This window comes from Streptomyces sp. NPDC046261, from assembly GCF_040646235.1.
In the GTDB taxonomy this organism is placed as follows: Bacteria; Actinomycetota; Actinomycetes; order Streptomycetales; family Streptomycetaceae; genus Streptomyces.
This window is the reverse complement of sequence record NZ_JBEYZU010000010.1, coordinates 187626-203871: the sequence shown is the minus strand read 5'-3', so window position 1 is coordinate 203871 and position 16246 is coordinate 187626. Positions and strand designations below refer to the sequence as shown.

The 16246-nt window shown below is 71.1% G+C and carries 10 protein-coding genes and 1 pseudogene; 5 read left to right on the top strand and 6 right to left on the bottom strand.

All coding sequences use genetic code 11. The features are described 5' to 3' along the window. The 3 genes from ABZ956_RS20135 to ABZ956_RS20125 form a co-directional block, all read left to right on the top strand. The coding region (locus tag ABZ956_RS20135) for a type I polyketide synthase (RefSeq protein ID WP_361895146.1) at positions 1-2389 on the top strand (2389 nt) is incomplete at its 5' end. Between the two features lie 180 nt (positions 2390-2569). Then, positions 2570-3382, top strand: coding sequence for an amidohydrolase family protein (locus ABZ956_RS20130; RefSeq protein WP_361895143.1), 813 nt, complete (start codon positions 2570-2572; stop codon positions 3380-3382). A gap of 120 nt (positions 3383-3502) precedes the next feature. Then, positions 3503-4102: a YdcF family protein gene (locus ABZ956_RS20125; RefSeq protein ID WP_361895140.1), complete on the top strand. Its 600-nt coding sequence runs from the start codon at positions 3503-3505 to the stop codon at positions 4100-4102. A gap of 144 nt (positions 4103-4246) precedes the next feature. Here the strand turns inward: ABZ956_RS20125 and ABZ956_RS20120 are convergent, their stop codons facing one another. After that, complete coding sequence (locus tag ABZ956_RS20120; protein ID WP_361895137.1) at positions 4247-4987, bottom strand: class I SAM-dependent methyltransferase; 741 nt, start codon at positions 4985-4987, stop codon at positions 4247-4249. A gap of 313 nt (positions 4988-5300) precedes the next feature. Between ABZ956_RS20120 and ABZ956_RS20115 the strand changes: the two are divergent. After that, positions 5301-5518, top strand: a pseudogene (locus ABZ956_RS20115) (transposase); the annotation flags it as partial. Positions 5519-5639: 121 nt separating this feature from the next. Continuing rightward, positions 5640-6149 carry a hypothetical protein gene (locus tag ABZ956_RS20110; RefSeq protein WP_361895135.1) on the top strand — a complete coding sequence of 170 codons (510 nt, stop codon included), beginning with the start codon at positions 5640-5642 and terminating at the stop codon, positions 6147-6149. On the opposite strand, the gene ABZ956_RS20105 is transcribed toward ABZ956_RS20110, so the two are convergent. From ABZ956_RS20105 to ABZ956_RS20085, 5 genes are all read right to left on the bottom strand, one after another. Then, on the bottom strand, positions 6146-11512 hold the full coding sequence (locus ABZ956_RS20105; RefSeq protein WP_361895168.1) for a beta-ketoacyl synthase N-terminal-like domain-containing protein: 5367 nt from the start codon (positions 11510-11512) through the stop codon (positions 6146-6148). The genes ABZ956_RS20110 and ABZ956_RS20105 overlap by 4 nt on opposite strands. 94 nt (positions 11513-11606) lie before the next feature. Continuing rightward, entirely contained in the window at positions 11607-13895 is a 2289-nt protein-coding gene (pabB, locus tag ABZ956_RS20100; protein WP_361895132.1) for an aminodeoxychorismate synthase component I, read from the bottom strand. Further along, entirely contained in the window at positions 13895-14653 is a 759-nt protein-coding gene (locus tag ABZ956_RS20095) for an alpha/beta fold hydrolase (protein WP_361895129.1), read from the bottom strand. Before ABZ956_RS20095 ends, pabB begins: the two co-directional genes overlap by 1 nt. Before the next feature lie 113 nt (positions 14654-14766). Beyond that, positions 14767-14961 (bottom strand): ferredoxin, encoded by a 195-nt coding sequence (locus ABZ956_RS20090; protein ID WP_361895165.1) that lies wholly within the window; start codon positions 14959-14961, stop codon positions 14767-14769. Positions 14962-15044: 83 nt separating this feature from the next. Continuing rightward, a complete protein-coding gene (locus ABZ956_RS20085) occupies positions 15045-16223 on the bottom strand; it encodes a cytochrome P450 (RefSeq protein WP_361895127.1) in 1179 nt (392 codons plus the stop codon). Between the last annotated feature and the right edge of the window lie 23 nt (positions 16224-16246).

The following is a 16246-nucleotide window of genomic DNA, read 5'->3' as shown; positions in this document are numbered from 1 at the left end:
GCACGCGCAGGGCACCCTGGCGGCTGAAGAGGCTGCGGTGGTGGCGTTCGATGCCGGGGTGTGGCCGCCGGAGGGTGCCGAGCCGGTTGACGTGAACGGCTGCTATGAGCGGTTTGCTGATGCGGGGTTCGAGTACGGGCCGGTGTTCCAGGGTCTGCGGGCGGCGTGGCGTCTCGGTGAGGACGTGTTCGCCGAGGTCAGCCTGCCTGATGGCGTCGACGGCGGAGCCTTCGGCCTTCACCCGGCGCTCTTCGACGCGAGCCTGCACGCCTCCGCCTTCGGCGGGGACGACGAGCAGCAGGGCGGTGGCGTCCCGTTCTCCTGGAGCGGAGTGACCTTGCACGCGACGGGCGCGTCCGCTGTCCGGGTACGCCTGTCGAAGGGCGGAGACGGCGCGGTGTCGATCGCGATCGCGGACACGACCGGTACGCCTGTCGCCTCCGTCGAGTCGCTGATGGTCCGGCCGATCTCGGCCGAACAGCTCAACGCCACCGACAGCGACGCGCTGTTCAAGGTCGACTGGGCCGCGGTTCAGCTCGGCGTCACGCAAGCTGCCGCGACGGTCGCGGCCGTTGTCGGTCCGGACCCGCTCTGCCTTGCCGGAGCGCTGTCTGCCGACAGGACCGCGGCCTTGGCGGACTTGGATGACGTACCGGACGTTCCGGACGTCGTACTCGTCCCGTTGTCGTCGGCAGGCGGTGGCACAGCCGGCTCCGACGACGACACGGCCGGGTCGGTTCACGCGGTGACGTCGCGGGTGCTGGAGCAGGTGAAGACGTGGCTGTCCGAGGAGCGGTTCGCCGCCTCGCGCCTGGTGTTCGTCACCCGGGGCGCGACGACCGGCGAGGACCTCCCGGGAGCCGCGGCGTGGGGCCTGGTGCGGTCGGCGCAGGCGGAGAACCCGGGCAGGTTCGTCCTGCTGGACCTCGACGAGGAAGCCGCCACTGCCGCGGTCCTGCCGAAGGCACTGGCCCTGGACGAACCGCAGCTGGCGATCCGGGGCGGCGAGGCGCTCGCGCCTCGACTGGCCCGGGCGGCCCGGGTGCCGGCGCCGGCCGAGTCCGGCCGTGACGTGTGGGGCTCGGACGGCACCGTACTGATCACCGGCGGCACCGGCGGCCTGGGCCGGGTCGTGGCACGGCACTTGGTGGCCGAGCACGGTGTGCGGAGCCTGCTGCTGGTCAGCCGCAGTGGTCCGGCCGCCGAAGGTGCTGAGGAGCTGGTAGCGGAGTTGAAGGAGCAGGGCGCGGTTGTTGCCGTGGAGTCCTGCGACGTGACGGATCGGGTCGCGGTGACCGAGTTGGTGGCGCGGCATCCGGTCTCGGCTGTGGTGCACACGGCCGGTGTGCTGGACGACGGTGTGATCGGGTCCCTGACCCCGGAGCGCCTGGCGGCCGTGCTGCGCCCCAAGGTGGACGCGGCGTGGAACCTGCACCGGGCCACCGAGCACCTCGAGCTTCACACCTTCGTCACCTTCTCCTCGGCGGCCGGTACGTTCGGCAACCCGGGCCAGGCGAACTACGCCGCGGGCAACGCCTTCCTGGACGCCCTGGCGCAGTACCGCCGGGCCGCGGGACTGCCGGCCGCGTCGCTGGCGTGGGGTCCCTGGACCAAGGACAGCGGGATGACGGGGGCACTGCAGGACGCGGCCGCCCAGCGGATCGCCCGCTCGGGCATGCCGGAGCTCTCCCCTGAGGAAGGCGTGGCGCTGTTCGACGCCGCGCTGACCACGGCCGAGGCCGTGGTGCTCCCGGTGCGCCTGGACCTCGCGGCGCTGCGGGCGCAAGGCGAGATCCACCCGCTGCTGCGCGGGCTGATCCGGACGTCCGCCCGCCGGTCGGCCACGGCCGGACCCGGCGCCGCTGCGGCCGCCGACCTCGCCCAGCGCCTGAACGCGCTGTCGGTGGCCGAGCGGCACGACGTTCTGCTGGACGTGGTACGCGGCCAGATCGCGGTCGTCCTCGGACACGCGGGCGCGGAGACGGTGGCCCCTGAACGGGCGTTCCAGGACCTCGGGTTCGACTCCCTGACCTCGGTGGAACTGCGGAACCGGCTGAGCGCCCTCACGGGGGTCCGGTTGCCGGCCACCCTGCTGTTCGACTACCCGACCCCGGCGGAGCTGGTCGACCACCTTTACGGGCTGGTCGTGCCGGAGGCGCCTTCGGGACCGGAGTCGCTCCTGGGCGAGCTCGACCGGCTGGAGAAGGCGTTCGGTGAGCTGGAGGTCGACGAGGAGGCTCACGAGCAGATAGCGGGCCGCCTCGAGGTGCTCAAGGCGAAGTGGAGCGCCTTGCGGAAGGACTCGCGGGCCGAGGACGACTTCGACTTCGACTCCGCATCCGACGAAGAGGTCTTCGACCTCCTCGACAACGAGCTCGGCCTCTCCTGACCGATCGGCCGAAGGAAAGCCCGAGGGCCCGGTCTTCTTCCCGAAGACCGGGCCCTCGGGCTTCGCCGTGCGAGGAGGGTGGTTGTGGCCAACACGTACCGGCTAGGGTCCAGGTAAGCGATCGCTTAGTCGCTTCGGCCACAGCACGGCCGGAGCACCAGGAGAGAGGCAGGGAGCCTGATGCCGGTCATCGACGCGTGGATGCAGCACCCCACCCTCCGTCACTCCAATCACGAGATGTTCGAGTCGTTGCGTCGGTGGACGGGGCAGGGGCTGTTGGAGGAGCCGATACCGGTCGACGCGACGGTGGCCGCGATGGCGGCGGCCGATGTGGAGATCGGACTGTCGGCGGCCTGGTACGGACCTCAAGGGCCGCTGATCAGCAATGACGAAGTGGCCGAGTTCGTGGCCCAGTCCGGAGGACGGTTGCGCGGAGTGGCCGGCGCGGACCTCGCCCGTCCGGTCCAAGCTGTGCGGGAACTGCGCCGGGCAATAGAGGAACTCGGCTTCGTGGCTCTGCGGATCGTCCCCTGGCTGTGGCAGCTTCCGCCCACCGACCGGTTGTACTACCCGCTGTACGCCGCCTGCGTCGACCTCGGCATCCCCTTCTGCACCCAGGTCGGGCACACCGGCCCACTGCGCCCCTCCGAGACCGGCCGTCCCATCCCCTACATCGACCAGGTGGCGCTCGACTTCCCCGAGCTGACCATCGTGTGCGGTCACATCGGCTACCCATGGACCACGGAAATGATCGCGGTGGCCGACAAGCACGCCAACGTCTACATCGACACCAGCGCCTACACAGCCCGCCGCTACCCGCGGGAGCTCGTCGACTACTTGCGTGGCCGGGGCCGCAGGAAGGTGCTGTTCGGCACCAATTACCCCATGATCTCTCCCAGCCAGGCGCTGGAACACCTCGGTGAACTGGGCATGGACGAGGAAGCCACCGAACTGTTCCTGTCAGGCAACGCACGCCGGATCTTCAGCCTCTGACCACACGGGCTCAGCGCCGCGCCCAGAAGAGGCACGTTCTAAGAAGTCCTAACGTAATGCGTCATTTGTAGCGCGGCTGGTTCCTCGCGACCCGTTACCGAGGTGCCCTAGAGTCGCCGCATGCGGCGAAGGACAGGACTGGCGATAGCTGGGGTAGCAGCCCTGGCCTGGGGTGAGTGGTTGAACTCGCGCTGGTCTCGGGTTCTCGTGGGGAACAGCGAGGGCGCTTCGGAGGCCGTAGTGGTGTTGGGGTACCGGAATCCCCAAGCGACGGCGAACTTGATCAACCGATGGCGAGTCCGTGCTGGCATTCGCTCCATCGTCGCTGACGGTGCGCATGGGACGTGCGTGATCTTCAGCGGCGGTGCGCCCGGCGGAGGTGCTGCGGAGGCCCAGCTGATGGCTGACTACGCGAAGTCGGTGCTGGAGTTCGACGGCACGGTGCTCCTAGAAGACCAGAGCGCGACGACATGGGAGAACATCACGAACGTGGTCCCACTGCTTGAAGACGTGGACCGCATCAAGATCGCCTCTCAACCAGCTCATGCGCTCAAGGCCCGTGCATACTTGCGGCGGCAGCGCCCCGATCTTGCAGAGAGGCTGGTGCGCGCGGATGACTACCGCCCTGGCGAGTGGATGGTCGTCAAACCGCTGCTGGCTCTGTACGGACTTTGGACACTCCGCGGCCTCAAGGCCGATGAACGGAAGGTCTCGCTGTAGACAGCCGCTGTCGCGTGGCGTCACGCATGAAGGTTCTTGAGCCGACGCCAGCAGATGATGCTGCATGATCTGCTGGCGACGTCTGAACTCCCGGTAGGAGTCTCAAGACAGGCACGGCTTACGTTGACGGCCCGGTGGCCGGCCTCAGGTTGGCTTGCGCCACACGGAGATGTGCTTCGCGGAGTCCTGGGTGAACGGCGTCCCGTCCCAGTCCGCGACGCGACGTTCCATCTCGAGCCCAGCGATCCGTGCCATCAGGTCGAGCTCTGCCGGCCAGGCGTAGCGGTGCCGGGAGTTGTCGCGGCGATAGCGGCCGTCGTCGCCGTCGCGGGTGAAGTGGTGCGAGACGAGCATCTGCTCGACGAGGTCGAACGTGTCGAAGCCCAGATGCTGCTCAGAGACGTCGAACGGCACCGCGACCTGGCCGGGCGGCAGGAACCGCAGCGGCGGCACGCCCAGCTCGATGACGAATCGGCCACCGGGCTCCAGATGACGTGCGGCGTTGCGGAAGCACTCGACCTGCTCGTCCTGAGTGAGCAGGTTCGTGATGGTGTTGTAGACGAGATAGACCAGAGTGAACTCGCCGGGAACGACGGCGGTGGCCATGTCCCCGATGACTACCGGGAGCGTGTCCTCGTCGATCTTGCGCCGCAGCACCGCTGCCATGTGCTCGGACAGTTCGATGCCCACTACCGGCACGCCGCGTTCCCGGAGCGGAACGCCCACTCGTCCGGTCCCGATGGCGAACTCCAGTGCCCGGCCGTCTCCGGCGAGCTCGGCGAGGAAGGCGAGAGTCGGTCCGAGAACGGCGGCCGAGGACATCTCGGTCTCCTCGGCGTCGTAGCGGTCGGCGGTCGCACGGGTCCACAGCTCACTGCTCGTCACGGGCGGCCACTTTGCCGGGTACCGAGGGGCGCTGTCGACGCATTTACCTTCCACCGGCTCCGATCACACGGTTCGGGACGGGCCGGTACGGGGGAGGAGCTGGATCCCAGCATTGACCCGCGTGCAGCCACACGGATACAAGTCGGGAGACACCTGGTGGCTTTACTGCGACGACGGCAAGGAATACGACCCGCCCCTATGCGCCGGGAGCGCCTGCGGGGCATAGCCGCCGACCGCGGAGACGACACGCGAAGCCCCCGGGCCGACCATCCCCCGGTGCTCTGGTAGCCGCCGTCTGCGATGACTACACCGCCTCGCGGCCGACGGCCGCTGTCCTCCCCTGGCCTTCCATCTCACCGCCGGACAGGCCGGCGATGCACCCGCTTTCACGGACGTGACGGCCCGCCTGCGCGCCCCCGACGTCGTGGTCGTCCGCGCACCAGGCCGGGCGTGGCCCTGGCGGACAAGGCGTACCCCTCCCGCGCAATCCGCGAACACCCGCGCAAGCGCGGTATCTGGACGGTGATCCCGGTCCCGGCGGACCGGCAAGGCCACCGGCTGGCATCTTCCTCCGGTCCGCCCGGTGACCCGAAGAGGAACGGCTAGGCTCCCCGAATGCCCGTTCGCAGGGTAGGCGGAAGGAGACCCGAACGTGTTCATCCTGCTCGGTTTCGCGGCCCTGCTCGCGGCCCCCGTATGGGCCATCGCCGTAGTCGTCAAACTGCTGTCCGTCGTCTTGCCGGGCCGGCGCCCCGACTGGGGCGTGCGGTTATTGCGCTGGGGCGCCGGCATGGCGGCGGCAGCCGCAGCCATATTTCTGATCATGGCGCTCGGCGCCGTCGAACTGTCCGACAACGAATCCCGGTCGGGGGCGGATTCCTCCCCCGCGCCCGCCTGCCGCGACGCCGCACCCCACCTTGTGGAGCACCTCGTTGGCCACCGCGCCTCGTATCTGCCGCCGGCCTTCGACTGCGTCCTGGACGACGGGACGACGTACCCCAGTTCCGAAAGCTACGTGTGGCTCAATGGCCTCGTCGTCACCTGCGCGGTGGCCTCCGTACTCCTGGCGGCCGGGGCCTGGTACACAACCGATCGGCAGACGGGGCGACAGATGCGCCTGCCGCCCCGCGAGACGCTCGGTGGTCCAAACGAAAAGTCCTAGCTGTCGTTTCCCTCGCCGACGCCGTCCATGAGGCGGAAGAGTTCCTCGTCCGTGGCCCCCTCGATGTCGATGCCGCCGTTCGCCGGCGCGGGGGACGGCGCCCACCGTGCCGCCATGGCCTTCAGCCGGGCCGCCGTATCCGGGGCCATGCCGGCGCCGGCGGCGAGCGCGCTCTCCAGTTCGTCCACGAGAGCGGCCGCGTCACGGTGCGTGCTGCCCTCACCCGACCGGCCGAGTCCCTCCCGTACGAGGCGGACGACGGCCGTCGGGGTCGGGTGGTCGAAGACGAGCGTGGTCGGCAGCTGCATGCCGGTGACGGCGATCAACCGGTTGCGGAGCTCTATCGCGTTCACCGAGTTGATGCCCATGTCCGCGAAGGACTGATCGGCGGCCTCGTCGCCCTGCGGCATCTGTCCGCCGAGTACGGCGGTGACCTCGGCCATGACCAGGGCCAGCACGGCCTCCTCCTGTTCGAGGTCGCCCAGCCCGGACAGCCGCAAGGACAGCGAAGGCGCTTCCTCACGAAGGGGCTTGCCCACACTCTCGGCGCCGTCGGCCGCACCGCCGCAGGTCCCCGCCACCGACGCGAGCCAGTACCTCCGGTGCTGGAAGGCATACGTCGGCAGCGGCACGGCCGCGGCCCCCGGCAGAACGGACCGCCACACGACCGGCACTCCGTGGCCGTGGAGCCGGGTGATCGCCGTGAGAACGTCCCGCACCTCGGCGCGCTCGCCGCGCACCGTGGATATCACCGCGGCCGTCGGCCGGCGACCGGCGGAACCGAGGCACTCGTCGATCATCGGGGTGAGCGCGGGAGCCGGTCCAAGCTCCACGAAGGCCGTGGTCCGTTCGGACCGCAGGTGGTCGACCGCGTCCTCGAAGCGCACCGCGTCCCGTACGTGCCGGACCCAGTACTCCGGGTCCTTGGCCTCTTCCGCGGTCAGCGGACGGCCGGTGAGGCAGGAGACGAGCGGCACGGACGGCTCGGAGAAGGACAGGGCGCCGACGACGGCACGGAACTCCGCGAGCATGGGGTCCATCAACGGCGAGTGGAAGGCATGGCTCACCACGAGCTGTTTGGCCTTGTACCCGGCCGTGACGAGCTTGTCGGTGAGCTCGGCGAGCGGCGCCCCGGCCCCGGACAGCACGACCGAACGCGGGCCGTTCACGGCGGCGATGGACACGCTGTCCGTCAGCCCCTCCAGCCACGGGACCACCTCGTGCTCCGCGATACGGACGGCCACCATGGCCCCGCCCGCGGGCAGGGCCCGCATCAGCCTGCCCCTCGCCGCGATCAGGGCGCATGCGTCCGCTAGCGGGAGCACTCCCGCAACGTGCGCGGCGGCGATCTCGCCGACCGAGTGCCCCACCAGGAGATCGGGGGCTGCTCCCCATGAGGCGAGGAGCCGGTACAACGCCACCTCGAAGGCGAACAGCGCCGGCTGCGCATACCCCGTGTCGTCGAGGAGCGCCGCGGCCTCCGAACCGGGCTCGGCCCACATCACCGAGGTGAGCGGCCGGTCCAGCAGCGGGTCGAGCGCCGCGCAGACCTCGCGCAACGCCTCGTCGAAGACGGGAAAGGCCCCGGCCAGCTCACGTCCCATGCCGGGACGTTGGCTGCCCTGGCCGGTGAAGACGAAGGCATGCTTGCCCCGCCCGTCGGCTGCGTCGCCCTGCTCCTGGATGACCGTGCCGGGGGACTCGCCGCGCCCGAACGCCGCTGCCGCCGTCACCAGCCCGGCGCGGTCGAAGCCGGTCACGACGGCCCGGAAGGCGTGCACGGCACGGGTGGTGGCCAGCGAGTAGGCGACGTCCTGGGCGGACGGGCCGGGGTTCGCGGCGAGGTGTCCGGCCAGCCGCCGCGCCTGCGCCCGCAGCGCGGGCTCGCTCCGGGCGGACAGCAGCCACGGCACGGCCGGGCCCCCTTCCGGCGTGGCAGACCGCGCCCCGGCCGGCTTCCGATCCGCCGACGCCGCCGACACCGCCGGATCAGCCGACCGTGCCAGCTCTGCGGGCACCGCCGACTCCGCCAGCTCCCCCGGCTCCTCCAGGATCACATGGGCGTTGGTCCCGCTGATCCCGAACGAGGACACGCCGGCCCGGCGTACCCGTTCGCTCCGCCGGGGCCAGGGCCGGGCCTCGGTCAGCAGGCGCACCGCGCCGGCGGACCAGTCGACGTGGGTCGACGGCGTCTGCGCGTGCAACGTCTTCGGCAGGACGCCGTGTTCCATGGCCAGCACCGTCTTGATCACTCCGGCGACCCCGGCGGCGGCCTGCGCGTGCCCGATGTTCGACTTGACCGAGCCCAGCCACAGGGGCTGTCCGTCCTCGGGGCGGGCCCGGCCGTACGTCGCGAGGAGGGCCTGGGCCTCGATGGGGTCGCCGAGCGTCGTCCCGGTGCCGTGGCCCTCCACCGCGTCCACGTCCTGCGGCGCGAGCCCGGCCTGGGCCAGTGCCTGCTGGATCACCCGCTGCTGCGCGGGCCCGTTGGGGGCGGTGAGGCCGTTCGACGCCCCGTCCTGGTTGACCGCGGAGCCGCGTACCACGGCCAGTACGCGGTGCCCGTTGCGCCGTGCGTCGCTCAGCCGCTCCAGGAGGAGCAGTCCCACGCCCTCGGACCACGCGGCGCCGTCGGCGGTGTCCGCGAACGACTTGCACCGGCCGTCCGGGGACAGCCCGCGCAGCCTGGAGAACTCCACGAAGGACGACGGTGTCGCCATGACGGCGACACCACCGGCCAGCGCGAGGGACGACTCGCCCGACCGCAGGGACTGGCACGCCAGGTGCAGGGCGACGAGCGAGGACGAGCACGCCGTGTCCACGGTGAGGGCCGGGCCCTCGAACCCGTAGGCGTAGGCGATGCGTCCGGACAGCGCGCTCGCCGCCGTACCGATACCGAGCAGCCCCTCCAGCTCCCCGGCGCCGCCGGCGGCATGGGTGGCCGCGTAATCGTGGTACATCGCGCCGGTGAAGACGCCGGTGCGGGTTCCCTTGAGCGTCCTCGGGTCGATCTGTGCCCGTTCGATGGCTTCCCAGGCCGTTTCGAGGAGGAGCCGCTGCTGAGGGTCGGTCGCCAGGGCCTCACGGTCGGACATGTCGAAGAAGCCGGCGTCGAAGTCGCCCGCGTCGTGCAGGAAGCCGCCTTCGCGGGCGTAGGAGGTGCCCCGGTGGTCGGGGTCCGCGTCGTACAGCGCCTCGAGGTCCCAGCCGCGGTCGGCCGGGAAGGCCGAGACGGCGTCGGTCTCCCCGATGACCAGGTTCCACAGGTCTTCCGGGGAGAGCGCTCCGCCCGGCAGGCGACAGGCCATGCCGACGATGGCCACCGGATCCGCCGGAGCCGCCGGATCCCCGGGATCGGTGGTGCCGCCGTCCGCCATCGCGGTGCGGTCGTTCGTGGCCTGTGGCTGCCCGGCCAGGAAGCGGGCGACGGCGAGCGGTGTCGGGAAGTCGAAGGCGAGAGTGGCGGGAAGAGAGGTCCCGGTCGCCTCCTGCAGCGCGTTGCGCAGCCGGATGGTGAGGATCGAGTCGAGGCCCAGGCTACGGAAGGTGGCCTCGTGGGCGATGCCACCCGCGGCGCCTTCCGCTTCCTTGCCCAGCACTTCGGCCACGCAGGCGCCCACCAGGTCGAGGGCTTCGTCGACGGTGCGCGGCGCGGCCACCGGGGCGCCGGCCCCGTCGCGCCGTGCGGGCGAGGTGACGGCGCCGGTTTCGAGCATCTGCTGCAGGGCTCGCCGGTGGAGCTTTCCGGCGGGGGTGAGGGGGAGTTCGCCGACGGTGACCAGTTCGAGGGGGATCTTGTAGTCGGCGACGCCCCGGTCCTGCAGGAAGCCGGTCACCTCCGTGAGGCCGATCGCGGGATCCGCCCGCTCGGTGAGCACCAGGCACGGGTACTCCCCGAGCCGGGGGTCGGGCTTGCCGAGGACGGCCAGTGGGCCGATGCCGGGGAGCGCGGCGAGCAGGCCCTGGACCTCGGTGGCGTTGAACTTCCGGCCGCCGACGTTGATCAGTTCGGCCGCCCGGCCGTGGAAGGTCACCAGGCCGTCCGCGTCGACGCCGGCGAGGTCGCCGGTCCGTAGCCAGCCCTCCTCCGTCACCGCCGCCCGGGTGAGCTCCGGGTCGCCGAAATAGCCCCGGAACATTCCGGGGCTTCGGTACTGCAGTTCGCCGACCTCTCCCGGCGGGCACTCGCTGCCCTGCCGGTCGACGACGCGCACCCGGGCGCCGGCCGTCGGCCGTCCCACGCTGCGTACGGCGACGTCGGCGGGGTCGTCGGCCCGGGTGCAGGTGCCGGTGCCCAGCTCGGACATGCCCCACACCACGACGAGGGCGCAGTCGAGCGCCGCCCTGACGTCCTCGACCAGCGCGGCCGGGATGGCCGCGCCCGCCGTCCGTACCTCCCGGGGGCGGAAACCGGCGGACTCCCCGCTCTCCGCGAGCCGGGCGACGACGTCGTGCAGCTGCGTGGGCACGGCGAAGACGACGCTCGGACCGGCCTGCCTGGCCAGTTCCAGGAAACGGTCCGGGTCCCAGCCGCTGAGCAGAACCTGCCGGCACGCGGCGAAGAGCGCCGAGTGCATCGACTGCAGACCGAACAGATGCGTAAGGGGGCAGGCCGTGATGACCGCCGTGGTGAACGCCTCGGCGGCGTCCGCCGTCACGGATGCCGTGTTCGACAACAGGCCGTCGTGACTGTGCACACAGATCTTCGGCCTCGCGGACGTCGTGCCCGAGGACGGTATGAGGACGAAGGGCATCTCCGGCCGTACGTCCACCGGACGCGGGGAGGTGCCCTGCCAGGTGTCGCGCAGCGTCTCCAGCGAGAACACCTGCGGACCCTGCGGACCCTGCGGACCCTGCGGCCCCCGCGGACTCCCCGGACCCACCGGCTCGCCGGCCGCCCCGGCGATCACCACGGCCCGCAGCGAGGGCACGGTCCGCAGCAGCGCGTCCGCGCCCAGCGGCCCCCGCCCCTCCGGGCCGTCGTCGTCCTGGGTGCCGTGCGGCAGGACCACGACGACCGGCTCGACCCGGGTCAGCAGCGCGTGCACGTCCTTGCTGCCGTTGCCCAGATGAACGGGCATCATGACCGCGCCCACGGTCGCGACGGCGATGTGCAGCGTCTGGAACTCCGCGGAGTTCGGCAGGTGAACCGCCACCACATCGCCCGCCCCGACCCCCAGTTCCTGCAGGGCCCGGGCCAGCGCGGCCACTTCCGCGTCCCACTGCCGCCACGTCAGCGACCGGTCGCCGTCGGTGATGGCCACCGCCTCGGGGTCGGCGGCCACGGCGGCCCGGAACACCTCCGGAAGCGTGAAGCCGCCCAGCGCGCAGCCGCCGCCTCCGGGGTCGGCGGACGGATCGATCGCGTAGTCATCTGTGTGGACGGACACTGTCACTCCCGTATCAAGCGTTTGCGTTGGCTTCGCCGGCCGCCGCTGTCCGCCACGGCCGTTTCCGCTACGACCGCGCCGGTTCCCCGGCCGCGGCGGTTCTACGGCCCGGGAACCCGGTGCCCAGCAGCCGCAGGAGCGGCGTCGCCTTCACCGCCGTCTCCTCGAACTCCGCCTCCGGGTCCGACAGCGCGATGATCGCGCCGCCCACCCCGTAGCGGAGGCGGTCCCCGTGCAGCACCACCGTGCGGATGACGATGCTCAGATCGGCCGCCCCCGTCAGGGAGAAGTAGCCGATGGCCCCGGAGTACACGCCCCGCGGCCCGCCTTCGAGCCGGTCGATGATCTGCATGGTCCGGATCTTCGGGGCCCCGGTCATCGAACCGCCGGGGAACGCGGACCGGACACCCGCCACGGTGCTGCTGTCCGCGCGCAGCTTCGCCCGTACCGTGCTCACCAGCTGGTGCACGGTCGCGTAGCTCTCGACCTGGAAGACCGGGGCCGCGCTGACCGAGCCGACCTCGGCGCACCGGCCGAGGTCGTGCCGGACCAGGTCGACGATCATCAGGTTCTCGGCCCGGTCCTTCTCGCAGTTCGCCAGCTCGGAGACCAGGGCCGCGTCCTCCTGCGGCGTGGCGCCCCGGGGACGGGTGCCCTTGATGGGCTTGGACTCCATCACCCCGGCCCGGTCGATGCGCAGGAAGCGCTCCGGTGACGTACTGAGCACGGACAGGTCGTCGAAGCGCAGGTAGGCGCCGAACGGGGCCGGGCTGGTGCGGCGCAGGAAACGGTAGGCCTGCCAGGCGTCGAGGCCGGCGGCATCGGCCTCGATCATGTTGGTGAGGCACACCTCGTACGTCTCACCAGCCTTGATCTCCTCCTGGCACGCGTCGATCAGCTTGAGGTACGCCTCGCGGTCGTGCCGCAGCCGTACGCCGGCGTCCTGCCGGGGCTCCGGGGCGTCGCACGGTCCGGGTACCTGCCCGGCTACGTTCCCGAGGGCCGCCGCTGCCGCCCGCAGCCACTGCCGGGCCGGCTCCTCGTCGCCGTTCTCGGCCAGCGCCAGCAGGTAGGTGGTGTCCGAGCGGTGGTCGAGGACGATCGCCCGGTCGGCGAAGACCATCGCCGCGTCGGGCTCGGCGGCGCGGTGCGCCCCGTCGCCGTCGCACTCCGCCTTCAGCTCGTAGCCGAGGTAGCCGGCCCAGCCGAGCGCGAAGTCGAAGGGCAGCTCGGGTGCGTCGACCCGTATGGACCGCAGGTCCCGGTCCAGCCACTCCAGGAACGTGTCCGCGACGACGCGCGTGGCGCCGGCGGACGTCACGGTCACCGTGCCGTCGAACACGTCGGCCTTGGCGACCCGTGCGAGCGGCCCGGAGGCGTCGCCCATGATGGAGAGCTCTCCGAGTACGCCGCCCACCTGGCTGCTGTCCAGCCAGAACGGGTGGTCGCCCGTCCGGAACAGCCGGTCGAAGGCCACTTCGGGATCCCACCGGGTGGGCAGCTGCTCCACGACGACCCGCAGATGCCGGACGTCCGCCTCCTGGCCGAGATCGGCGTCCCGGCCGAGTTCCGCGTCCCGGCCGACGGCCGCCTCCTGGCCGAGGCCCGCGTCCTGGCCCAGGCCCGCCTCCCGGCCGAGGTCCGCCTCCCGGCCCAGGCCCGCCTCCCGGCCGACGGCCGCCTCCCGGCCGAGGCCCGCCGGTGCGGGGACCGTCGGTGTGCCGCCGGACCCCGCGGCGGCCCGCGGCGTCCGGGTGGCGGCCGGTTCCCCGGTGGAGCGGTGCTGCTCGGTCAGCCGGCGGAAGTTCGCCAGGAGCCGGTGACCGCCCTCGGTACCTATGGACTCGGGATGGAACTGCACGCCCCACAGGGGCAGTTCGCGGTGGCGCAGTGCCATGACCACCCCGTCCTCGGCCCAGGCGATGGGCTCCAGGGCGGGGGAGTCGCCGGTCACCGCGAGCGAGTGGTAGCGGACGACCTCCAGCGGGGCGGGCAGCCCCTCGAAGAGGCCGGTGCCGTCGTGCCGGACCGCCGACGTGCGGCCGTGGCGCGGCTCGGGGGCGCGCCCGACGGGGGCGCCGTGGGCCAGCGCCAGCCCCTGGTGGCCCAGGCAGACGCCGAGGACGGGCAGCCGCCCCTCGGCCGCTATCTGCGCGCAGAAGCCGAAGTCCGCCGGGCGGTGCGGGGTACCGGGCCCGGGGGAGAGCACCACGTTGTCGAACGTGTCGAGGAGCTCCGGTTTCCACGCCGGGTCGTCGTTGCGGATGACCTCGGGCTCTTCCCCGTTCACCTCGGCGAGGTAGTGGAAGAGGTTGTAGGTGAAGGAGTCGTAGTTGTCGACCAGCAGCGTACGCATCAGCTTTTCCCGATTTTCTCGAGTTCGCGCGATATCTGACGGTTCACCGCTGCCTGCTGGGTGGCGAGGAAGAAGTGCCCGCCGGGGAACACCTCGAGCCGGAAGGCGCCTTCGGTGTGCCGCTCCCAGGCCGCCGCTTCCTCGAGCGTCGTGCGGGGGTCGGCGTCACCGGTCAGCACGGTGATGGGACAGCGGACCGCGCGGTCCTCGGGGTCGCAGCGGTAGGTCTCGATGGCCTGGTAGTCACCGCGGATGGCCGGCATGGCCATCCTGAGGATCTCGTCGTCGCCGAGCAGCCCGGGGTCGGTGCCGTTGAGGAGCTTGAGTTCGGCGATGACACCGTCGTCGTCGCGCTCGTGCACCGTCTCGGGGCGGGTCGTGGCGGGCGCCCTGCGGCCGGAGGCGATGACGGCCCGGGGCGCGCCCTGGCCCTTCTGCTCCAGCCGCCACGCCGTTTCGAAGGCGAGCACCGCTCCCATGCTGTGGCCGAAGAAGACGGTGGGCTTCTCGCTCTGCGTCAGCAGCAGTTCGGTGATGCGGTCGGCGAGGGTGCCGATGTCGGTGATGCACGGCTCGTGCCGCCGGTCCTGCCGCCCGGGGTACTGCAGGGCGATCACGTCGGCGACGGTGGAGTGCACCGCCGAGACGGGATGGTAGAAGCTGGCCGACCCGCCGGCGTGGGGGAAACAGACCAGCCGGACATCGCTGTCCATGGCCGGGTGGTAGCGCCGGAGCCACAGGGCCACAGAATTGTCCATGGAATTGCCCGTGCTGTTCAAGAGCTTCGTCCTTTCTGTGCGGTTAGCACTTTCCGGGGCCACAGTGCATCGCACAGGGAACGCGTAAATCCCTAGAGTCGGCCGGCGGAAAGTCAGTCCTCGTGGACCATGATCGTACGGGCGGGGCAGAGGTCGCCCGCCTGCCAGACGGCGTCGGTCTCGGAGGCGTCGGGCTCGGGGGTCAGGACGATGACCAGGCCGTCGTCGTCCTGGTCGAAGACCGCCGGAGCGGTCAGCACGCACTGGCCCGCTCCGACGCAGCGGTCGGTGTCGACGGTGATACGTATCAAGGGTTCTCCTGCGGCGAATGTGCGGCGAATGAGGCCCCCCGGTCCGCGAGCGGTGCGAGCCCGGGAGGCCGGTCCTGTGGCTACCAGCTGACGGGCAGTTCGTGCAGTCCGTACAGCACGCCGTCGTGTTTGAACGGCAGTTCCTCCACCGGTACGTCGAGCTTGAGGGTGGGGATGCGCTCGAACAGCTTCCGGTAGGCGATTTCCATCTCGACCCGGACGAGGTTCTGGCCCAGGCACTGGTGCACCCCATACCCGAAGGCGACGTGGTGGCGGGCGGTGCGGGACGGGTCGAACTTGTGGGGGCACTCGAAGACGGTCGTGTCGTGGTTGGCCGCGGCCACCAGGGGCACGATGCCCTCGCCGGCCTTGACGAGCTGCCCGGAGATCTCGACGTCCTCGACGGCCACGCGCAGCGACACCAGGTCGGCGACGGAGTGGAAACGCAGCGTCTCCTCCACGGCCCGGTCGTCGCCGATCCACTCCGGATTCGTCAGCAGCGTCACCACGCCGAGGGCGATGTTGTTGGCCGTGGTCTCGTGGCCGGCGATGAGCAGGAGCAGCAGGACGCCCGACATTTCCTGGGAGTCGAGCGCCCCGGTGGCCAGGAGCCTGCTGATCAGGTCGTCCCCGGGCCACTTCTCCTTGATGGCGACGAGCCGGTGGATGTACCGCAGGAGTTCCTTGGTGGCGGTGTCGCGCTGCTGGTCGGTCGAGGCCCGGATGGCGACGAGGGTGCGGGTGCGCGATTCGAAGAAGTCACGGTCGACGGGCGGCACCCCGAGCAGCGTGGAGATGACCAGCGACGGCACGGGCAGGGCGAAGTCGGCGACCAGGTCGGCCGAATTGCCGGCGGCCAGCATCGCGTCGATGCGCTCTTCCACGGTGCGTTCGATCGCCGGACGCATCGCGCGGATGCGCCGCACGGTGAATTCCGGGATGAGCGCCTTGCGGAAACGGTCGTGCTCGGGTGAGTCCAGCCCCACGAACCAGCCGGGAATCTGGTCCTGCTTGGGGACGCCCATGGTCTGGCTGATGTTGGGAAATCCCTCGTGCTCCGGGTTGGAGCTGATCTTGGGGTTCGTCAGGACGGCCCGTACATCCTCGTGCCGGGTGACCAGCCAGACCCGGTTGCCATTGGGCAGGTAGGAGAGGACCAGCCCCTCCTTCTCGCGGTAGTCGGTGTAGTGCGGCGGCGGAAACGCCACACCCGGTTTACGCAGGGGGAAGTCGACCACGGTGGGATCGGTGCTCGTCATATCCATTCGTCCCGTCTCGGCAG